General features: G+C 45.7%; 18 protein-coding genes. 8 read left to right on the top strand and 10 right to left on the bottom strand.

Annotated features, from left to right (window positions below):
• Window positions 1-88: 88 nt before the first annotated feature.
• Window positions 89-619, bottom strand: a complete 531-nt coding sequence (gene dsbB, locus ACKLNH_RS09590) for a disulfide bond formation protein DsbB (protein WP_413112032.1) — start codon at window positions 617-619, stop codon at window positions 89-91.
• 683 nt (window positions 620-1302) lie between these two features.
• Here dsbB and fadR point away from each other — a divergent pair.
• Window positions 1303-2160, top strand: coding sequence for a fatty acid metabolism transcriptional regulator FadR (gene fadR, locus ACKLNH_RS09595; RefSeq protein WP_413112033.1), 858 nt, complete (start codon window positions 1303-1305; stop codon window positions 2158-2160).
• Between the two features lie 74 nt (window positions 2161-2234).
• Here the strand turns inward: fadR and ACKLNH_RS09600 are convergent, their stop codons facing one another.
• Genes ACKLNH_RS09600 through ACKLNH_RS09610 form a run of 3 tightly spaced genes read right to left on the bottom strand, consistent with a single transcriptional unit; the run spans window position 2235 to window position 7018 of the window.
• Complete coding sequence (locus tag ACKLNH_RS09600; protein WP_413112034.1) at window positions 2235-3764, bottom strand: SpoVR family protein; 1530 nt, start codon at window positions 3762-3764, stop codon at window positions 2235-2237.
• 25 nt (window positions 3765-3789) lie between these two features.
• A complete protein-coding gene (locus tag ACKLNH_RS09605) occupies window positions 3790-5061 on the bottom strand; it encodes a YeaH/YhbH family protein (protein WP_413112035.1) in 1272 nt (423 codons plus the stop codon).
• A gap of 22 nt (window positions 5062-5083) precedes the next feature.
• Complete coding sequence (locus ACKLNH_RS09610; RefSeq protein ID WP_413112036.1) at window positions 5084-7018, bottom strand: PrkA family serine protein kinase; 1935 nt, start codon at window positions 7016-7018, stop codon at window positions 5084-5086.
• 421 nt (window positions 7019-7439) lie between these two features.
• Between ACKLNH_RS09610 and ACKLNH_RS09615 the strand changes: the two genes are divergently transcribed.
• A complete protein-coding gene (locus ACKLNH_RS09615; protein ID WP_413112037.1) occupies window positions 7440-7817 on the top strand; it encodes a VOC family protein in 378 nt (125 codons plus the stop codon).
• A 46-nt stretch (window positions 7818-7863) separates the two neighbouring features.
• On the opposite strand, the gene ACKLNH_RS09620 is transcribed toward ACKLNH_RS09615, so the two are convergent.
• A complete protein-coding gene (locus tag ACKLNH_RS09620; RefSeq protein ID WP_413112038.1) occupies window positions 7864-8730 on the bottom strand; it encodes a D-hexose-6-phosphate mutarotase in 867 nt (288 codons plus the stop codon).
• A gap of 136 nt (window positions 8731-8866) precedes the next feature.
• Entirely contained in the window at window positions 8867-9862 is a 996-nt protein-coding gene (gap, locus tag ACKLNH_RS09625) for a type I glyceraldehyde-3-phosphate dehydrogenase (protein ID WP_413112039.1), read from the bottom strand.
• Between the two features lie 386 nt (window positions 9863-10248).
• Between gap and msrB the strand changes: the two genes are divergently transcribed.
• Window positions 10249-10647 carry a peptide-methionine (R)-S-oxide reductase MsrB gene (gene msrB, locus ACKLNH_RS09630; protein WP_413112040.1) on the top strand — a complete coding sequence of 133 codons (399 nt, stop codon included), beginning with the start codon at window positions 10249-10251 and terminating at the stop codon, window positions 10645-10647.
• On the opposite strand, the gene ACKLNH_RS09635 is transcribed toward msrB, so the two are convergent.
• Entirely contained in the window at window positions 10623-11438 is an 816-nt protein-coding gene (locus ACKLNH_RS09635; RefSeq protein WP_413112041.1) for a DUF2989 domain-containing protein, read from the bottom strand. The two genes, msrB and ACKLNH_RS09635, sit on opposite strands and share 25 nt — an antisense overlap.
• A gap of 156 nt (window positions 11439-11594) precedes the next feature.
• Here ACKLNH_RS09635 and ACKLNH_RS09640 point away from each other — a divergent pair, with 156 nt between their 5' ends.
• The gene (locus ACKLNH_RS09640) at window positions 11595-11891 is read left to right on the top strand and encodes a YeaC family protein (protein ID WP_413112042.1); all 297 of its coding nucleotides are present in this window, start codon (window positions 11595-11597) and stop codon (window positions 11889-11891) included.
• Between the two features lie 79 nt (window positions 11892-11970).
• On the opposite strand, the gene ansA is transcribed toward ACKLNH_RS09640, so the two are convergent.
• Both ansA and sppA read right to left on the bottom strand, forming a co-directional pair.
• Window positions 11971-12984, bottom strand: coding sequence for an asparaginase (gene ansA, locus ACKLNH_RS09645; RefSeq protein ID WP_413112140.1), 1014 nt, complete (start codon window positions 12982-12984; stop codon window positions 11971-11973).
• A gap of 129 nt (window positions 12985-13113) precedes the next feature.
• Window positions 13114-14961: a signal peptide peptidase SppA gene (sppA, locus tag ACKLNH_RS09650; RefSeq protein WP_413112043.1), complete on the bottom strand. Its 1848-nt coding sequence runs from the start codon at window positions 14959-14961 to the stop codon at window positions 13114-13116.
• A gap of 163 nt (window positions 14962-15124) precedes the next feature.
• On the opposite strand from sppA, the gene ACKLNH_RS09655 reads away from it, so the two are divergent.
• The 3 genes from ACKLNH_RS09655 (at window position 15125) to ACKLNH_RS09665 (ending at window position 19831) form a co-directional block, all read left to right on the top strand.
• Complete coding sequence (locus ACKLNH_RS09655) at window positions 15125-17131, top strand: FAD-dependent oxidoreductase (protein WP_413112044.1); 2007 nt, start codon at window positions 15125-15127, stop codon at window positions 17129-17131.
• A gap of 45 nt (window positions 17132-17176) precedes the next feature.
• Entirely contained in the window at window positions 17177-17725 is a 549-nt protein-coding gene (locus tag ACKLNH_RS09660; protein ID WP_413112045.1) for an NAD(P)H nitroreductase, read from the top strand.
• A 126-nt stretch (window positions 17726-17851) separates the two neighbouring features.
• Window positions 17852-19831, top strand: a complete 1980-nt coding sequence (locus tag ACKLNH_RS09665; RefSeq protein ID WP_413112046.1) for a DNA topoisomerase III — start codon at window positions 17852-17854, stop codon at window positions 19829-19831.
• Here the strand turns inward: ACKLNH_RS09665 and ACKLNH_RS09670 are convergent.
• Window positions 19785-21389 (bottom strand): GGDEF domain-containing protein, encoded by a 1605-nt coding sequence (locus ACKLNH_RS09670; RefSeq protein ID WP_413112047.1) that lies wholly within the window; start codon window positions 21387-21389, stop codon window positions 19785-19787. The two genes, ACKLNH_RS09665 and ACKLNH_RS09670, sit on opposite strands and share 47 nt — an antisense overlap.
• 253 nt (window positions 21390-21642) lie before the next feature.
• On the opposite strand from ACKLNH_RS09670, the gene ACKLNH_RS09675 reads away from it, so the two are divergent.
• Window positions 21643-21900, top strand: a complete 258-nt coding sequence (locus ACKLNH_RS09675) for a hypothetical protein (RefSeq protein WP_413112048.1) — start codon at window positions 21643-21645, stop codon at window positions 21898-21900.
• Window positions 21901-21913: the final 13 nt, after the last annotated feature.

Here is a 21913-nt window from a genome sequence, read left to right on the forward strand (position 1 = left end):
AAGGCACTTAAGGTGCCTTTTTGCGTTTTAATACGGTGGTTATGCTTTGTCGATCATGCTTCGTTGGCAAAGGCAGAGCTGTATGTGATTACTTCTTTCTACCAAAGAGTTGGCTTATCACGACGACAAAGAAAGCCAGGAGGTTTAGAGCAAAGATGACAACCAGCCATTGTGGCATAGATAGGCTTAGAAACTGCCAGACAATTTTGCTGCAGTTGCCCGAGAGATCAGGAGAAAAGAAACCCGGAATCCATTCGTTGAGTGGTGCCCAAGCCGGGAAAGAGACGAAAATATCGCATTGGGCAGCAAAGATATTATTAGGATCTGCAAACTGATAACCGACATGCTCGTTGGCCAGTTGCCAGCCGCGAAATGCACTGTAGCCCCAAGTTGCAAGGCCCAAACCTCTAATCAGTGGATTTTTTGGTGCTGATAAGCCGATGGCTGCCCCTATCCCCATTCCCATCATGGCAACACGTTCATAAATACACATCACACAGGGTGGGAGCAACATGACATACTGAAAGAAAAAGGCACTGCCTTCCAACGCGATGACAATCAATAAAAGTATAAGCCATGGCTGGCGTGTCAGACTCCAGCGATAGAGCATGTTTAGCATGTTGACGTTCCTAGCATTAAATGAATAGTCGGGTAATAACATCATGAAAAATCATGAATATTGTTTTACATCAGACCCATTATGATTGCAAAGGTTCCTCTGCTGGATAGAGAAGCAAACTCGAAGAAATAAATCGGTATCGCATGTTTTTAGAGCGAATACTCGATACTATATTGATTAAAATGGAAAGTAATATCTGTTTCATAACGTAAATAGCAATAACAAGGGAAGTGGGTAGTTAGTGCTGTTGTTAGTTTTGTTTAATCAAGTTTTATTTTTTTATGTTTGAATCTTTGTCTCGAATAATGCTTTATTTTTTAATTGCTTATGATTTCATGCTTGCATGGTGTGTTATTAACGCCGTAGTTCGCTTGCGGTTGATTGTTGTTCTGCTTAGCAACACAATAAGGAAGGATTCAGCTTACAGATTGTAACGTTGCCTTACCTGTGGTTACATGTTGATACGTTATTTGTTTGAGAAAAATCATCATATTCTAGCGTACAAGTGTTCGCTTTGGTGATATTGCTCTAGTTTTTTCAATATGATTACCGTTCATTGCAATCTGGGCATCATAATTTCGATATAGTTGGGTGCAGTGGTATGATGACTACCCAAGCAAGGAATGCTGCACGGTTGCGGGTTTCTGCATTTATAAAACAAGAAACATTGGATAACGATTGTTATGGTAATTAAGGCTGATAGCCCGGCATCATTTGCTGAGAAATACATCATCGAGAGTATCTGGAATAACCATTTTCCGCAGGGATCCATACTGCCAGCGGAGCGTGAGTTATCAGAGCTAATTGGCGTAACCCGTACGACACTGCGTGAAGTGTTACAGCGTTTGGCTCGTGACGGTTGGTTAACCATCCAGCACGGCAAACCAACCCGGGTCAACGATTATATGCAAACTTCTGGTTTGAGTATTCTTGATACCTTAGTGACACTGGATGGTCAGGATATACAAGGTGTGGTCGAAGGACTACTGGCTGCGCGAACGGACATTAGTAGTGTCTATATGCGCTATGCAATCAAAGGCAATCAGCACGGTTCAGAAGATGTGATTCGTACTGTTATTGCTAATTGCGAACGCTTATTGCAGGCCGATAGTTTTGAGGCTTATCTTGAAAGCTGTGAACCAGCAGAAAAGCTCGCTCTGACGCAGGAAGTGAAGAAAATTGTCGATAAATATGGCAAAAACGATCCTGCATTGTGCGAAGCGATTTGCCGAGGACGAGCGTTTAATTTTTACGACTATCGTCTGTTCCAAGGATTGGCAGCGCAATCGAACAACATGGTTTATGTGCTAACCATTAACGGGCTACGTAAAATATATACCCGAATTGGCGGTTATTATTTTATGGAGCAAGAAGCATGTGGACTGGCATTATCCTTCTACCGCTCGATGCTTGAGGTGTGCTCTGAGCAGCGTCCTGAGTCAGTGCCTGAGGTACTGAAAGCCTACGGGCGAGAGAGTGGAGCAATTTGGTTTAAACACCGTGAGAGCATTGCCCATCTAATGGCAGAAGAAGAAAAATAGCGTAAATAAAGGGGCTTATTTAGATAAGCCCCTTTTCGTTGTTACTTCTTGCAATACAACGTTATTGGTTGGGTTTAGATCTCAGAGTTATATTGATTCCGCTTTGGGCATGTGCCTAAAATTTGCACTCGTCCGTCGGGGAGCTCTTCCTCCAAGGTAATATCAAAGCCCCATAGGCGATAAAGGTGCTTTAACACCTCACAGTAAGAGTCAGCCAGCGGTATTCGATTATGAGGAACATAGCGTAAAGTCAGGGATCGATCGCCATTTAGCGCCACATTCCAAATCTGAATATTGGGTTCTAGATTACTGAGGTTATATTGAGCGGAGAGTCTTTCTCGTAGTTGCTGATATCCCTCTTCGTTATGGATGACGTCAACTTCAACATAATTATGCTTATCATCATCATTGACACAGAAAAGTTTAAAGTCGCGCATTACCTTTGGCGACAGGTATTGACTGATAAAGCTCTCGTCTTTGAAGTTATGCATCGCAAAGTGCAGCGTATCAAGCCAATCTGATCCAGCAATATCTGGGAACCAATGTTTATCTTCTTCTGTCGGGTTTTCGCAGATACGCCGAATATCGGTAAACATTGCAAAACCAAGCGCGTAGGGGTTAATACCGCTGTAATAAGGGCTGTTGTATGGTGGCTGTGCGACAACATTGGTATGGCTGTGCAAAAACTCCAGAATAAAGCGATCAGTCACCAATCCTTCGTCATATAAGTGATTAAGAATAGTGTAGTGCCAAAACGTCGCCCAACCTTCATTCATTACTTGGGTCTGTTTTTGGGGATAAAAATACTGACTGACTTTTCTAACAATGCGCACGATCTCTCGCTGCCAAGGCTCTAAGAGAGGGGCGTGTTTCTCGATGAAGTAGAGTAAATTTTCTTGTGGTTCAGCGGGGAATCTTACTTCGGCTTCGGTGGTTTCTTCTTTCTGAACGGGGATGGTACGCCACAGGGCGTTAACTTGGGTTTGTAGGTAGTCTTCGCGTGCTTGTTGCCGCGCTTTTTCTTCGGTCATGGAGATACGCTCTGGACGTTGATAGCGGTCCACACCGTAGTTCATCAATGCATGGCAAGAGTCGAGTAACTTTTCTACCTCTTCTACACCGTATTTTTCTTCGCACTCCGAGATATACTTTCGAGCAAATAACAGATAGTCAATAATTGAACCCGCATCAGTCCATGCTTTAAACAGGTAGTTTCCTTTAAAGAAGGAATTATGCCCATAGCAAGCATGCGCCATGACGAGAGCTTGCATCGTAATGGTGTTCTCTTCCATGAGGTAGGCGATACAAGGGTCGGAATTGATCACTATTTCATAAGCCAAGCCCATTTGTCCGTGCTTATAACCTTGTTCGGTTTCTATAAAACGCTTACCAAACGACCAGTGATGGTAGTTTATCGGCATGCCGATGGAGGAGTAGGCATCCATCATTTGCTCGGCAGTAATAATCTCTATCTGGTTAGGATAAGCGTCGAGGCGGTAATGGGCGGCAACACGTTTTATTTCCTCATGGTATTGATCCAATAGAGAAAATGTCCAATCCGGCCCGTCACTTAATGGCGTTTGCTGCTTGTGTTTCGCTGTCATCGTGACTCCCCTAATTTAGTCGATGCTAATCAACCTGTTTTTTAAACAACTCTCTGAATACCGGGAATATATCCTCTGCAGAGCGAATGTTTTGCATCGCAAAGTTATTATTACTTGCTTGTAATGCCTCATACTCTCGCCACAAGGTCTGGTGCGCCCGGCGGGTAATTTCGATGTAAGAGTAGTAACGTGTTACTGGAAGAATTTGTTTTTCCAGTAGTGCACGACATCCCGGCGAGTCATCTGCCCAGTTGTCTCCATCCGATGCTTGGGCGGCATAAATGTTCCATTCCGCAGGCGAGTAGCGTTTCTTAACGATCTCATCCATTAAACGCAGTGCACTGGAAACGATGGTTCCTCCTGTTTCTTGCGAATAGAAGAACTCATGCTCATCGACCTCTTTCGCTTGTGTATGGTGGCGAATAAACACCACTTCCACATTCTTGTATGTACGAGTGAGGAAAAGGTAGAGCAAAATATAAAAGCGTTTTGCAATATCTTTTGTCGCTTGATCCATCGAGCCAGAGACATCCATTAAACAAAACATCACGGCTTGGCTACTCGGTATCGCTTTGCGTTCGTAATTCTTGTAGCGCAAATCGAAGGTATCAAGGAACGGTGTTGCGGCAACTTTATCTTTTAACTCTGCTATCTGTTGGCGTAGTGCTTCTTCTTCAAAAGGCTGTGCCGGTTCTGAATGTTCGAGTAAGTTAAGTTGCTCTTCAAGCTCTCGTATTGTACGTCTTTTCCCCGCAGTCATTGCGGTACGACGCGCCAATGAGTTTTGCAGCGAACGCACAATTGCGATATTGGCTGGCACACCACTTGCCTTAAAGCCAGAGCGGAATGTTTTCCACTCAACCAGTTTATTACGCTGATTTTGCTGCAGGTTGGGTAATTCTAAATCTTCAAAGAGGAGGTCGAGATATTCATCTTTAGATATCTGAAAGATAAACTCGTCTTTTCCCTCTCCATCTGGACTGGCTTGCCCTTCTCCCCCGCCGCTACCGCCGCCCCCACCTTGGGGGCGTTCGATGCGGTCACCTGGGACAAACTGGTCGTTACCCGGGTGAACCATGTCGCGTTTACCGCCTTTCCCTTGGTGAAACTGAGGTTCAGTAATATCACGCGACGGGATAGAGATACTTTCACCGCTATCAACGTCGGTGATGGAGCGGCTGTTAACCGCATCCGAGATGGACTCCTTGATCTGTTGCTTATGACGGCGCAGAAAACGTTGGCGGTTCACCGTGCTCTTTTTTTTACCGTTAAGCCTCCGGTCAATAAAGTGTCCCATAAGCCTCTCCATCAGTGCTCAATTAAGAGGACTTACGAACACGTAAGTACCATTCAGAGAGCAAACGAACTTGTTTGCGTGTGTAGCCTTTTTCCATCATACGAGCGACGAAATCGTCGTGTTTTTTCTGCTCCTCAGTTGAGGTTTTCGCGTTAAAAGAGATAACGGGTAACAACTCTTCGGTATTCGAGAACATTTTCTTCTCGATGACGGTGCGCAGTTTTTCATAGCTGGTCCAGTTTGGATTTCTCCCCGAGTTGTTCGCACGGGCACGCAGCACAAAGTTAACGATTTCATTACGGAAATCTTTAGGGTTACTAATCCCTGCTGGTTTTTCTATTTTCTCTAGCTCGTTGTTAAGTGCAGAGCGGTCGAAAAGTTGTCCGGTTTCAGGATCGCGGTACTCTTGATCCTGAATCCAAAAATCAGCATACGTGACATAACGATCAAAGATATTCTGTCCGTATTCAGAATAGGATTCTAGATAGGCGGTTTGAATCTCTTTTCCTATAAATTCCACATACTTAGGAATCAAGAAGCCTTTTAGATGTTCCAAATATTTTTCAGCGATGTCGGCAGGGAACTGTTCGCGCTCAATTTGCTGTTCAAGCACGTAAAATAGATGGACGGGGTTTGCCGCGACTTCTGAATGATCAAAGTTAAACACACGGGAGAGGATCTTAAAGGCAAAGCGAGTCGATAACCCGTTCATTCCTTCATCAACACCGGCATAATCACGGTATTCTTGATACGATTTTGCTTTTGGATCTGTGTCTTTTAACGTTTCGCCATCGTAAACGCGCATTTTTGAGTAAATGCTAGAGTTTTCAGGCTCTTTTAAGCGTGATAATACGGTGAAGCGTGCCAGAATTTCTAGGGTACTCGGTGAGCATGGTGCTTGGTCTAGCTCACTGTTTTGCAGCAATTTATCGTATATTTTGATCTCTTCTGATACACGAAGACAATAAGGCACTTTAACAATGTAAACCCGATCTAAAAAGGCTTCGTTGTTTTTGTTGTTACGGAAGGTTTGCCATTCAGATTCATTGGAGTGCGCCAATATCATGCCATCGAATGGTAAGGCAGAGAGGCCTTCGGTCCCGTTGTAGTTCCCTTCTTGCGTCGCTGTTAACAGAGGATGCAGTACTTTGATGGGGGCTTTGAACATTTCGACAAATTCCATTAGTCCTTGGTTTGCCTTACATAGCGCTCCGGAGTAACTGTACGCATCTGGATCATCTTGAGAAAAATGTTCTAATTGACGGATGTCTACTTTGCCGACTAATGATGAGATATCTTGATTGTTTTCATCACCTGGCTCTGTTTTGGCCACCCCAACTTGATCAAGGATAGATGGACGAACTTTCACCACTTTAAACTTGGTAATATCGCCACCGAAGTCATGTAAACGTTTTGCAGCCCACGGCGACATAATTGAACGTAAATAGCGTTGTGGAATGCCGTACTCTTTTTCGAGCAGGCCGCCGTCTTCACTGACATCAAAGAGACAGAAAGGGTGATCGTTAACAGGACTGCGCTCGCCGTTGGCAGTCAGAATATAGATAGGGACACGCTGCATTAAGCTTTTTAGTTTCTCAGCGAGTGAAGATTTCCCGCCACCTACCGGTCCGAGTAAATACAAAATTTGTTTTCGTTCTTCCAACCCTTGTGCGGCGTGCTTAAGGTAAGAAACGATTTGCTCTATTGCATCCTCCATACCGTAAAAATCTTTAAACGTTGCATAACGTGAAATGACTCGGTTAGAAAAAAGGCGGCTAAGGTGAGGGTCTTGAGCGGTATCGATCATTTCTGGTTCGCCTATTGCCATTAATAGACGTTCAGCCGCGTTCGCATAAGCACTGCGATCATTGCGGCAAATTTCGAGAAATTCTTGAAGCGATAGCTCTTCATCTTTCGATTCTTCATAACGCTGACGATAGTGGTCGAAAATACTCATGGTGAAGCCCCTTAAAAAAACGTTACCTGATCTACTGGAAAGGATGGCGCACGGTTTCTTTCACATCCTCTTTAAGCCTAGCTGCTGTCGACTGATTTTTCTGCTTCATGTCGGCTGACTTGTTTGGAAAGTTGAAAAATATCAACTGGATTGTACAGAGAGTAAAAATGGAAACAGTAAGTAAACTATTTGCCTAAAAGCGCAGGTGCGCAAGTAAATCGATTAAAAAAATTTAGTTGCTAATTTCTTGTTTAGAAATGGAAAAGAGGGCAAACGAGCCTGAAAGCCTTATATATGCAGTATATTGCTATGCTGTTTTGCGCTGAGATTCTAGTTTCTGATACAACAATACGCAGTTTTTTTTTGCGCTGAAACAACTCCTGTGTCATACGCTTATCGGTAGTGTGTAGAGGAGAAAAGTATGAGCATCTCGTTTGTTGATACGGTATCAATTCCAGTCACCGATCAGAACAAGGCGTTAGCGTTCTATCGTGACGCGCTTGGTTTTATTGTTCTTCGGGATATCGTTCAGCAGTCTAGCCGCTGGGTTCAGCTGGTTCCTGAGGGAGGTCAGACAACGATTTCACTGGTGAAACCATTTGCAACAATGCAACCTGGATGTGTTCAGGGGCTGATGGTAAAAACAGACAATGTTGATCACACGCGTCACTTATTAGAGCGGCGTGGCGTTAGCGTATCACAAGTGATTATGACGAAAGGGGGGCGTTATGCGACATTTTCTGACCCCGATGGAAATGGTTGGGTATTGTTGGAAGTGCAGCAAGTTATGCGCGCATAGCAAAGTATCGTTGAGCCGACATTAGGTAATGTCGGCTGTAAGAAGATTAACCGATGCTAATTTTTGTTGTGAGCGTGTGTGATTCGCTTGGTGCTAAAGTAACGTCGTTGCCGTGAATGGTGGATTCAACGCAAAGCATGGTTTCATAACTGTTATCGGCCATGTCAGCCATGCTGGTTGAGAGCGCCATCCAAGGGTTCCAAATTACGGCGCTGCGATCGCCGCCATTTTTTACCATCAGTTGGCGTTGTGTATCGTTGATGACGATCGTCGGCTCTGGTTGGGTGTAGATGCGGTCTGTCTCTGCTTCAAACGTCAGAGCCAGCTCGCCTTTACAGACTTTACCTTCTTGTAAGCTATCAAGGTAAACCTCGCCCATGCCCGTCACCGTTGTTGTGTTGATATGTTCAACATCGAAGTAGGTGTGTAACGCACCGCCATATTGCCATGGGTGAGCGTCAGTATTGGTGGTAGTGAGACTAACGGTTAGAGTATTACCAATTTCAAAGCGAAGAACGTTGTGGAATTTGTGAGGCCAAATCGCAAGGGTCTCTTCATTATCTTCTAAAGATAGGGAAACAATAACACCTGTGTCATTTTCTCTGTGCTCTTGTAGAGACCATAGACTGGTACGTGCAAAGCCATGTGCTGGCGCAGTCGCTTTACCGAACCATGGCCAGCAGACAGGGATACCACCACGAATCGCTTTATCAGGCGCAAATTCGGCTTTTTCGCTTAACCAGAGAAGACCTTTTTCACCGTGTGGTTTAAAGCCAATAATATGCCCACCGTGCAGGGATATCGCGGCTTCTGCAAGAGGGTGCGTGATGTGAAGGACAGGAATACCTTGGTAATCGCAGACGGTAATATATTCAGAAATCGCATTAATCGGTTTTAAGTGTAGGTTGTGCATAGAGACTCCGAAGATCAGATTGAATACCATTGCTAAATGCAGGGCGTGGCAGATACTGTAACGTTGCGTAATAATTAAAAAAAAGGTACAAAAAAAGCGGCTATAAAGCCGCTTTAATCAAAATTCAGACCAGAAATTACTTAGAGATGTGAGCAACTAGGTCTAGAACTTTGTTTGAGTAACCGATTTCGTTGTCGTACCAAGATACAACTTTAACGAATTTGTCAGTTAGAGCAACACCTGCTTTCGCATCGAATACTGAAGTTTGAACTTCACCGATGAAGTCTTGAGAAACAACTTGATCTTCAGTGTAGCCAAGAACGCCAGCCATTTCGCCTTCTGATGCAGCTTTCATAGCAGCACAGATTTCGTCGTAAGAAGCAGCTTCTTTTAGGTTAACAGTTAGGTCAACAACAGAAACGTTAGCAGTTGGTACGCGGAAAGCCATACCAGTTAGTTTGCCGTTTAGTTCTGGAAGAACAACGCCTACCGCTTTAGCAGCACCAGTTGAAGATGGGATGATGTTCTGAGAAGCACCACGACCACCACGCCAGTCTTTAGCAGAAGGACCGTCAACAGTCTTCTGAGTAGCAGTAGTAGCGTGAACAGTAGTCATTAGACCAGATTCGATGCCCCACTTGTCGTTAAGTACTTTAGCGATTGGTGCTAGGCAGTTAGTAGTACAAGAAGCGTTAGAAACGATGTCTTGACCAGCGTATGAGTCTTGGTTAACACCCATAACGAACATTGGAGTTGCGTCTTTAGATGGACCAGTTAGAACAACTTTCTTCGCACCAGCAGTGATGTGCTGACGAGCAGTTTCGTCAGTTAGGAAAATACCAGTTGCTTCAGCTACAACGTCAACACCCACTTCGTCCCACTTAAGGTCTGCAGGGTTACGCTCAGCAGTAACACGTACAGTGTTACCGTTAACGATTAGGTTACCGTCTTTAACTTCAACAGTACCGTTGAAGCGACCGTGAGTTGAATCATACTTAAGCATGTATGCCATGTACTCAACGTCGATCAGGTCGTTGATTGCTACAACGTCGATGTCGTTACGCTCAACAGATGCACGGAAAACGAAACGGCCGATACGGCCAAAACCGTTAATACCTACTTTGATAGTCATTATAGTTGCTCCACAACTTAATAGTTCTTGATGAAAGAAATTGGTAGTAAAATTACAGAATCCGACGTGACCGTGCAAGCAAAATCGGAACTTTTATTGCTTGAGGTCAAAATTTTTGACGGAATTTGTTTACATATTGACTACATGCTTGATATTTAATCTCTTATTAATAAGAGCCGCATCACATCTTGAATAGGTCAAGTCATCAAGCATTCTTCGCGTGAATGCTTCAAATGTAACGGCAATATAGCAGAATTACATTTGATGGAAATAATGTGCCACACTGTTGTTATATTGCAACCTTTTCTTGCCGTTTACTGTCAAGCTGTGAAAGGCAAGCCCGTAACGTCTTGTTAGCATGGTACTGACAATAGAAAGGAGCAAAGATGGATAAGCCTGACTCCGAATGGCGCCAGCAGCTCACCGATGAGGAGTTTCGCGTTTGCCGCCAACGAGAGACCGAAACCCCTTTTAGTGGCACCCTATTGCATAATCGACAGACTGGGGTATACCACTGTACGTGTTGTCGTTCGGCACTGTTTCTGTCTGACAATAAGTATGACTCTGGGTGCGGTTGGCCCAGCTTTGATGCGCCACTGAATGCGTCGGCAATTCGATATGTTGAAGACAATAGTCACGGTATGCAACGGGTAGAGATACGTTGCCGCTACTGTGATAGCCATCTGGGGCATGTTTTTCCTGATGGCCCTGCCAAGACTACAGGGCAGCGCTATTGTGTCAACTCAGTTTCTCTGTGCTTTCACCCTGCTGAAGACGAAGAGTAAATATAGTGACCAGCTTTATAGCGCCCTCGATTGATGTCTTTGGCAATCACTGATGCTAATTCATTGTAATAGCGGTATTCGGAGGCTGTTAGCGGATAAAGACGCCTTAATCGAGCGTCATCACTGACTGGCAGGTTAAAGTGCGTAGCGACTTTTGACCAAGTATATGCTTCGGCATGGTGCCCAGATTGATGATAAATGGTTGCTATTGTCGATATCAGCCGTGGTTCGAGGTTGTCGCTCGACTCCACAAGAGATAGTCCATAGTGAAGTAATTCAAGGGTTTTGTCTTTATCCTCTGAGGTATAAAAACTCGCTAAGGCAAATTGGAGATAGGGCGTATTGAGTTCAGTGCTGCCTTCCAGTTCGAGAAAACGGTATTTTGCCTTTTCATCACCAAGGCGCCAGAGATAATAGATGACTTCCGGATTTGTTGATGTGCTAAGCGTCTGCTGTAGTTCGCGTGCTATCTCCTGCGTAGCAAGGAGGGAATCGACTCGGTTGGTTTTGCGCTCTTTCTGTTCGATGTGTTCAATGCCGCTAACGCGCTCAATACAACGTAAATAGTCATGAGTGAACTGTAGTTCGGTATATAAATTTAGTTCATTCTTATGTTGTTTTGACTCGAAACGCTGCCAAATTAAGTCGGTACGCTGGTTGCGGCATTGACCGTCACCATTATTAAGGCTGACACATAGCTCGGGGTGCGCATCACATAATGCGTCAGTGGTGCGAAATTGTTGTTCACACCCTGTCAGTAAAAAGATAAAAGTGGCGAGTAAGTATCTCATTGATAAACCATTCGTTTGTGTCTGTCTATGATGTAAGTAAACGACGTAAACAGCAAGCGACAGTAATGAATTGATAGGTTTATGTTTTGAAGTTGGGATTGACCTTGTATTTTGAATGAATATATCGTGTGCAAAGGTAAAACAAGGATGAGAGCGATGAAGGTAGAGACATTGTTGTCGGCTATAACGCCAGAGATTTATGAGCGGCTGTGTTTTGCTGTGGAAACCGGACGTTGGCCAGATGGAAAGCCATTAACACCCGCTCAAAAGGAGCAAACGTTGCAAGCGGTTATGCTGTATCAGTCCAAACATAATCGCGCCGCTGAACATATGACGGTGGCCGCAGGTGGTGATATCTGTATAAAGAGTAAAAGTGAACTGAAAAGGCAGTTTAGCCACAAAAGCGAAGATGAAATTTTCCGAGTTCAACCAGCATCACCTGAAAACAACTAAGGTACGACTGAGGTTCAATTTATTTCTACACGGCGATTTAGCCCTAAAAGCTAGGGCTAAACACTCATATATTGTTAGCTTATAAGCTCATTTCACCACGCAAATTTTGCTGCATTTGTGAACGAATTTGTTCTATCGGCAGATCTTTGCTTAATAGATAGTGTAATTTAGCTAGCGCGGCTTCTGGCGTCATATCAAAACCACTTAACACGCCAGCATCAGCTAACGCATTGCCAGTCGCGTATCCACCCATATTCACTTTGCCAGAAAAACACTGAGTGAGATTCAAAACAATAACTCCACGCTCATGTGCATCACGAAGGTGACCAAGCAGCTCAGGATTTTGTGGCGCATTTCCTACACCAAAAGTTAATAAAATCATTGCATTAACTGGTTGTCGGAGTGTATTGCGAATAACCTCTGGTGAAATTCCCGGATACATGGTGATAACGCCAACCGGCTGAGGAGTCATATGATGAACGTTAAACTCCCCCTGAGGCGGTTTACTCAGCTCAATGTCGTTACTAACACGAATATTGATACCCGCTTCGAGCAGCGGCGGTAGATTTGGTGAAGCAAAGGCATCAAAGCCATCTGCGTGCGCTTTTGTGCTGCGGTTTCCACGTAGCAATTTGTTGTTAAAAAACAGCGTCACTTCATTGATTGGATAGTTAGCGGCAACATGTAAAGCATTAAGTAGATTGCTTTGGCCATCGGAACGCAGCTCGGCAATCGGGATTTGTGACCCCGTTACGATGACAGGTTTACCTAAGTTTTCGAGCATGAACGAAAGGGCCGATGCGGTGTAAGCCATCGTGTCTGTGCCGTGCAAAATAACGAATGCATCGTACTTGTCATAGTTTGCTTTGATGTCATCAGCAATACGTTGCCAATCTGCTGGCGACATATCTGATGAATCGATCAGAGGGTCATATTCATGTATCGTGAATTTAGGCATCTCTGGGCGATGAAACTCAGGAAGACGATTCAGTTGATCATGCATAAATCCAGCAACGGGCACGTACCCTTGCGCTGATTTTTGCATACCAATGGTGCCGCCAGTGTAGGCGATATAGATATGTTTTCTTTCCATCATATTGACACAGACTAAGAACAGGTGGGCACATTATACGTGTGGTATAAAGAATACCAAGCTACTATTGGTAAATATTTTCAGGGAAAAAGCCTGCATTTGCAGGCTTTTTCTATATTTGTGACCACTTTAGCGGATTTCGGCACAATTTAGGCAATAGACAAATTGGCCTTTTGGATCATTAAGGGTATCTAGCAGGCTTGTTGCTTGCTGGAGTTCGTGCAATGAGCTTTGCAATGCCGGGGGCAGCAGTGTAGACAGTTGCTTAGCAATAGGGGCACTAACCGAGTTAGATAGCTCATATAAAAATGCTTCCATTGGCGAAAGTTGCCGTTCGATCCAATTGAGGCGATAGGTTTCAAGCTCTGCCAGTTGAGCCGCTTTTGCAATGGCATCATCAAAGTCGCCCACCGCATCGATCAATCCGTGCTGCAGGGCATCTTCACCAGTCCAAACACGCCCTTGAGCGACGGCATCTGCCTCTTCTAAGCTCATGTTACGGTAACGGGCGACTAAATTAATAAAGCGTTGGTAACCATTTTCAATTCCAATCTGAAAGAGTTCAGCTACCTTAGGTGAAAGGGGACGAGTAATGCCAACCCCAGCAAGGTCCGTTGTACCAACGCCATCGGTGTATACGCCCCAGTTCGCTAGGCTATCTTCAAACGTTGTTAATAAACCAAAAATACCGATAGAGCCTGTTAGGGTTGTTGGACTGGCAATAATCGCATCGGCGCTACTGGCTATCCAATAGCCGCCAGAGGCTGCGGTGGATGACATGGAGACGACCACGGGTTTTCCAGCAGCTTTTAGTGCATCGACTTCATTGCGAATGACTTCTGAAGCAAATGCACTACCGCCCGGGCTATTTACCCGCAGAACAACAGCTTTAATTGAAGTATTCAGCCGTGCTTGCCTTAGCAGTGCGGCAGTGGTATCACCGCCAATGGTGTCTTGGCGTTGTGGCCCGTCAATGATTGCACCACTTGCCACCACGACAGCAATTTGCTCACTGCTTTGGACAAGAGGGGCTTGTGGTTGGTATTGGTAGTAGCTGATACCTTGGTAATGACCTTTATCATCACGACCAAAAATGTCGCCCAGTTTTTGATTGGCCTCTTGTCGTGTTAGTAATCCATCAACCAACCCTTGTTGGCTACTGTAGCGAGCGAAATTACCATCAACATCGCGCAGTTGTGCGATTAGGGTGTCAATATCTGGGGTAAGCTGTTGTTTATCTACCTGGCGGTTAGTCGCCACATCACTAATAAATGCTCCCCATAATTGATCGAGCCAGACTTGATTGGCTTCGCGTGCTTCTTTGGACATGCTATCGCGAGTGTACGGTTCAACAAACGACTTATACGTACCCACCCGGAAGACGTGTGTATTGATGTCCAGTTTTTCAAAAAGGGATTTGTAATAGAGTCGGTAGCTGCCATAGCCTTGCAGCAGCACCGCACCGTCGGGTGACATTAACAAGCTGTCAGCATATGATGCCAAATAGTATTGGCTTTGTGTAAACACTTCTCCGTAAGCATAAATCGGTTTGCCAGAGGCTTTAAACTCATTGAGTGCTTTGCCGATATAGCGTAATTGCGTCAGGCTAGTGTCAGCCATTTGGCCTAACTGTAAGACCACCCCACTAATACTGTCATCATGACGGGCATAACGGATGGCATCAACGATGTCAAACAAGACATTTTCTTTAGGGGCTGGATTACCAAATGCGGTTTGTGTAAACGAATCAAAATTGCTGCTGTATGAGCGTTGCTCGACAATTTTGCCGTTAAGATCTAAGACTAGTGCCTTTGGTTGCTCGGTATCTGTTTCGGTTGTTTGCTGTTGAGTGATAGCAAATATAAAGACACCAATAAACAAGAAAAAGACCAGATTGATAAGTAGCTGGCGGGTGAAATTTATGCCTTTCCATATCCAGCGACAAAGTGTCGCCACCCCTTTAAAGAGTGATTTCATGCTGTTAAGTAGCCTGTAAAGTAATTTTCCTTATCCTATCGCACTTGAAACGGAAATACAGCGTAAAAATGCTGCGTGGTTAACAAAATGTTGTTGTATGGTTGCGCAATATCCCAAGTCGACCTAATCTGGTCAGACCATCGCAAAATGGAGTAAAGGCCTTATGGAACGCTTCCCACATTTATTGGCACCGCTGGATTTAGGTTTTACTCAATTAAAAAATCGGGTGTTGATGGGCTCAATGCATACGGGACTCGAGGATGTCCGTGGTGGTTTTCCTAAGCTGGCTGCGTTTTATGCTGAACGGGCGAAAGCGGATGTGGCGTTAATTGTGACCGGTGGCTTTTCACCTAACTTCAAAGGACGTTTACATCCGTTAGGGGCTCAATTTAGCCATACTCGCCACGTTAGGCAGCATCGGATATTGACGGAGGCGGTGCATCAGCATGGTGGCAAAATTGCGCTGCAATTACTGCATGCTGGTCGCTATGCGATGCACCCTTTTGCGGTGAGTGCGTCAGGCATGAAAGCGCCGATATCGCGTTTTGCCCCGCATCAGCTGAGTGATAGGGGGATACGTAAAACGGTGGCGGACTTTGCTCATAGCGCCGAATTAGCGCGTGAAGCGGGCTACGATGGCGTTGAAATAATGGGGTCGGAAGGATACCTGATTAATCAATTTCTCTGTCAGCGTACCAACCAGCGTTATGATGATTGGGGCGGAAGTAGCCAAAATAGAATGCGATTTGCATTAGAGGTGGTTAAGGCGGTAAGGGCTCGGGTTGGACGGGATTTCATTGTTATATTTCGTCTCTCTATGCTGGATTTGGTTGAACAAGGCAGCCAGCTTGAAGACGTTATTTCATTGGCTCAGCGTTTAGAGAAAAGTGGGGTGACGCTGTTAAATACTGGCATTGGTTGGCATGAAGCCCAAATACCTACTATCGCAACACAGGTGCCACGTGGCGCATTTTCATGGGTGACGGAACGATTGCGACAGCATGTTTCAATCCCTGTGATAGCGTGTAATCGGATAAATACGCCCGACGTAGCAGAGTCTATTCTTGCGGCTGAACAAGCGGACATGGTATCGATGGCTCGGCCATTTTTAGCGGATCCCGATTTCGTCGCCAAAGCCAAGGCAGGTAAGCCGGAGACCATTAATACCTGTATTGGTTGTAATCAGGCGTGCCTCGATCATGTTTTTGTGATGCAGCGTGCAACGTGTTTAGTCAATCCACAAGCGTGTTATGAGACAGAACTCATTCTTCAGCCTGCTGTGCAGCCTCGCTCAATTGCGGTAGTGGGTGCTGGGCCGGCAGGCCTATCGGCAGCAAAGGCTGCAGCACAGCGGGGACATCGGGTAACCTTGTTTGAGAAAGAAGCTGCACTTGGTGGGCAATTTCGCTTGGCGATGTCGATTCCGGGCAAAGAGGAATTTAAGGAGACCATTCGTTACTTTGATGTGCAGTTGGACTTACTGGGTGTGAAACGGGTGATGCGCCATTGTGCGACGGTTGATGATCTCAGCCTGTTTGATGATGTCATTGTCGCGACCGGGGTAAAACCCCGAATTCCGGATATTAGTGGTATCACTCACCCTAAGGTGATCGATTATCAAACCTTAATTCGTGATAAACCTCAGTTAGGCAACCGAGTGGCTGTGATTGGTGCGGGTGGGGTAGGTGTTGATGTGGCCTCGATGTTAAGTGAGCCGGCGCCATTATCTCTGGAAGGCTGGCTGTTAAGCTGGGGTATTGATCATGGATTAACTCACGGTGGAGGATTATGCCCGCCAGAGCAATACAGCCCCAAAAGACAAGTTTGGCTTTTACAACGAAAACCCGGAAAGATGGGGCGTGGTCCAGGCAAGACAACCGGCTGGATTCATAAGAAAACGCTGGAAAAAAGAGGCGTTAAGATGCTGTCTGATGTGGTGTATAAACACATTGATGACGAAGGGTTGCACATCCTGATTCAAGGGCAACCGCAGTGTTTGCCTGTCGATCATGTGGTGTTATGTAGTGGACAACAATCTGTAGATGAATTATCGACACCGTTGGCACATAAAGGGGTAGCGGTACATGTTATTGGAGGTGCGGAGCTAGCCGGTGAGCTAGATGCGAAAAGGGCAATTCGTCGTGGCGTTGAGCTGGCAGCACAGTTGTAATTGTTGTGCTAAGTTAATAGGCTTGAACCAACAAGGAGAGATAACATGGAAGCAGTGCAGTTATTACTTGAGCGACGTTCACTTCCGAAATTGGTCAACCCAGCTCCGCAAGGACAAGCATTGGAGGTGATTCTCAATGCTGGATTACGTGCCCCTGATCATGCAGGGTTAACGCCGTGGCGGTTTATCGTTGCACACGATGCGGGGCTACACCGTTTAGCGGACATTTTCGTTGCTGCGGCACAAGCCGATGGTGCGCCAGAGTCAACCCTAAAAAAAGCGGCACGGGCGCCTTTTCGCGCGCCGATGGTGATCACTGTTGTTGCTGCTGTTACAGCGCATGACAAGGTCCCTGCGATAGAGCAAATTATCTCTGCTGGCTGTGCGACACACGCCATGCAGATGGCGGCTGTGGCGAAGGGATTTGGTGGGTTTTGGCGAACTGGCTCATGGGCCTATCACGCCAGTGTGCGCGATGCACTTGGGGTTACTGGCGAAGAAGCCATTGTTGGCTTTTTGTATCTTGGTACACCAAATTGTCAATCGGCTAAATTGCCTGAGCGAGATGTAGACCGCTACGTGAGTTATTTGTAGTCAGTCGGCGCAAGGTATCCATTGAGTCAAAAGATAAACAGGTAAAAGGAAGAGAATGTCAGCCGACTTGCCTAGTTAACTGTTTTTTTATACAGTATCATCAGTGTGCCACATTGATGAATGACTATGTCCCGTCTTTATATCGCTGAAAAACCGAGTTTGGGGAGGGCGATTGCTGCTGTCTTACCTAAGCCTCATAGTAATCAACAAGGCTACATCACTGTAGGAAATGGTGATGTGGTGACTTGGTGTATTGGTCATCTGTTAGAACAGGTTGAGCCGGATGCCTATGACGAAAAATACAAGAAATGGAACTTAGCTGATTTGCCGATTGTCCCGCCACAGTGGCAATTAAAACCTCGCTCTTCTGCTGCAAAGCAACTGGCTGTTATCCGTAAATTGCTAAAGGGTGCAGATGAGTTAGTGCATGCGGGAGACCCGGATCGTGAAGGACAGTTATTAGTCGATGAAGTGTTGGACTATTTAAAAGCACCTGCCGCAAAGAAAAAGAAAGCTAAGCGTTTACTGATCTCTGATTTGAATCCACCCGCCGTAAAGCGCGCACTGCAAACCATGCGCGATAATAGCGAATTTGTTCCACTATCTGTTTCTGCCTTGGCTCGCTCTCGTGCTGATTGGCTATATGGCATGAATATGTCTCGTGCTTATACGTTATTGGGAAAGAAAGCGGGTTATAACGGTGTATTGTCAGTGGGACGGGTGCAAACGCCGGTGCTGGGGTTAGTGGTTCGGCGTGATGATGAGATTGCTAATTTTAATGCAAAGCCTTACTACGAACTCGACGCACTTATTCCGTATCAAGGGCAGGACATTAGAGCGCGCTGGCAACCAAGTGAAGCGTGTGGCCGGTATTTAGATGAATCTGGACGGTTATTGTCGCGGCCTTTGGCTGAGAACGTGCAGCAGCGAATTTATGATAAGCCGGCAACGGTGGTGGAGTCTACGCGCAAGACAACCAAGCAAAATCCCCCTTTGCCGTATTCGCTATCTGCGCTCCAAATTGATGCCGCCAAACGCTTTCAGCTGTCGGCAGCTGATGTATTAGCGGTATGCCAGAGCTTATATGAAAAGCATAAGTTGATAACCTACCCTCGTAGTGACTGTCGCCACCTTCCACTCGACCACTATGCACAGCGTGATAGTGTGCTAAGTGCGATTGCAAGTAATGACCCCTCATTGGAAACCGCAGTTGAACAGGCAGACAAGCAACGACGCTCTGCTGCTTGGAATGACAAGAAGGTTGATGCCCATCATGCGATTATTCCAACCCCTAAAGGGGGGAAAGGCAGTGCGCTATCAGGGCGAGAAGCACAAGTTTATCAGCTGATTGCCAGACAATATCTCATGCAGTTCTATCCTGCCGCTGTGTATGATAATGCGCGTTTGCTGTTTGATATCGAAGGTGGAAAATTTTTAGCGAAGGGGCGCTACTTGGCGCAAGCGGGTTGGAAGGCGCTGGTGGGAAAAACGGAGCAAGATGATGAAGCGCTGCAAGCGACAGTGCCAGCCCTTGAGCTCGATTCAGTGTGGACATGTCGAGAAGGCGCGATAACGGATAAGATGACCGAGCCACCAAAGTATTTTACTGAGGCAACGTTATTGCAAGCAATGACAGGAATTGCTCGTTTTGTTGGCGACGAGTCTTTACGGCAGGTGTTGCGAGAAACGGATGGCTTAGGTACGGAAGCAACGCGAGCCGGGATTATTGATATTTTATTTAAGCGCCAGCTGTTGTTACGACAAGGTAAAACTGTACGGGCTTCAGAAGCAGGGAAAGGCTTAATCTATGCCTTACCACCAATGGCTGTCTTACCAGATATGACGGCACACTGGGAACATCAGTTGCAAGATATTGCTGAAAAGCGGGCCGCATACGCGCCATTTATGGCTCAGCTGGCTGACAGCGTTAGTGAATTTATGTCTAAAGCACAACAAGAGCCTGTGCCACAGAGTTTATTTTCTTTGCCTGAGGTGAAGCGACCGGCGTATAAAAAGCGCCGTAGCGGCACAGCGAGTTCCAAAGGGGGCAATGTGAAAACTAAATCAGCAGGACGTCGCAAGCGCAATTCCGCCCCGAAGACTTAGCTTGATATAGGGCTTTATCGGCCTGTTCATAGAGGGTATGTGGCTGTTGCCCAAGTTGCGGCGTAATGGTCGCACTGCCAACACTAATGGTGACCACTTTGCCTTTATTAGGATGAGGAAGCGATAACGCTTCTATAGCGGCTACAAGTCGATTAGCGGTGTACTGGGCAGCCTGTTGATCAAATCCTGGCAAAAGATACGCAAATTCTTCCCCGCCAAGACGAGAAAAGAGGGCGCCTGCCCGTCGTTCGCACGCATTAAGTGTGGTCGCAATTTTATGTAGGCAGCTGTCTCCCTGCTGGTGGCCGAATTTATCGTTGTACTGTTTAAAATGGTCAATATCGATAATAAGCAGCGAAAGAGGCAGTTGATGGCGTTCGGCACGGCGCCATTCGTTGTCCAATGCAGTATCAAAGACACGCCGATTCGCGATCCCAGTTAAAGGGTCTTCTTGAGATAATTTTTCCAACAGTCGATTGGCCTCCTCAAGTTGATATGTTCGCTTTTGTACCCGTTGCTCCAGTTGCTGGTTGAGGGTGATCAGCGCATCTTCAGCTTGACGGCGGATGATATGCTGCGACAGTGTCGCTCCAAATTGTTTCAATATATGCTTATGGTATGAGCGCAGCGGTGCGCCAGAAACAAGGTTATCGACCGCAATCCACCCCAATAGTGTCTTATCATCCCATAGTGCGACGTAGCCATTCCATCCCCGGCCTACCACGGTCATGTCTTGATAGAGTTCGGTGTCTTCCTGAAAAAGGAGGAACTGTTTATCTTTTAGCGTTTGTTGCGCTAAAGGGTGGCTGGAGAGAGGGGATGAAAAGTAGCTTTCATCAATGGTTTCACCATAAATATCTGTCCCATAACTGCCTTTGACAACACCACCACGATGGTCGTAAAGCAATACCCCCATACGGTCAATGCCAAGCATTTTTTTACCGTGCTCTACCGATGTATAAAGTAACTCATTCATCGTTCGAGTTTGTGAGAAGGTGGATGAAAGTGCATGCAAAGCTTGCATGCGATCGAGTAAGGCTTTTTGCTCTCTTTGGCTGTTAAAGAGTTGACTCTCTTTATCACGCAATGAACTGTAATCACTTTGTGCCGTTTCATTGAGTATGCGACCTTCTATTTCTGCGGCCAATAGAGAGGTTAAAACAGTGAGGTCATCATGACTAAAGTGGACTTGCGCGGCTACATCGATCACGAGACAACCAAGCGGACGTGATTTTCTTTGTAATGGTAACCAAACGCGCTGTAGTGAACCCTGCCACTCAATATTTGGAACGTTATCTCGTATTGACTGACTGATTTGATAAAACGGGTGTGGCATTCGGTCATAAGTAGCAATGGGAGGGGAGTGATAGCAATACTCGCCTTTCGATGCCGTCATCAATACTTTCCATTGTGATTGGTAGGAGATGATAAGGGTCAATTGTTGCACATCAAAATCGCTAACAAGTTGAGACCACAACGCATCACAAAGGCTTTTTAACCCTTGGTTTTGATTTAGCTTGTGACAAAGTGCGCTAAAAAAGCCTGTGATAAGTGACATTAATGCCACCCCCCTCCCGTTATGCAATGAGTATCATTATCATGGTAACAATTTTGAACTCATTCAAGGTGAAAATAGTTTTTTTCTTCGGCACTTCATATTGTTATATGCAATTCAATTTTTGTTACAAAGAGAAGGTTACGGGGGTCGACTTTAATCAGGTAGCGCGTCGGAAATCTTTGGGTTGTTCGCGTCATTGGTTGGTGTCGACTATGTTAAAAAGAGGGTAATGCATATGCAATCAGGGGGATAGATGAAGGGAGGTATTGTTAGTGTGGTTTTGTTACTGTTCATCGTTGGGTGTTCAGGGCCAGATCGTATTGGTGTGTTGCGGCAATTCGGTTTTGAGCAAGAGTACCTCGATGGTTATCAAGATGGCTGTTATTCTAGAACGCAACAGGGAAAGGTGCACGGTGAATCATATCATCAGGATATCGAAAGAATGCACTATGATGAGAGCTATAATGATGGGTGGGAAGATGGTTTCCGCCAGTGTATCGCAAAGCGGTAGCACTGGCGGGATC

The sequence above is a fragment of the Thaumasiovibrio clandestinus genome (genome assembly GCF_047250365.1).
Classification (GTDB): domain Bacteria; phylum Pseudomonadota; class Gammaproteobacteria; order Enterobacterales; family Vibrionaceae; genus Thaumasiovibrio.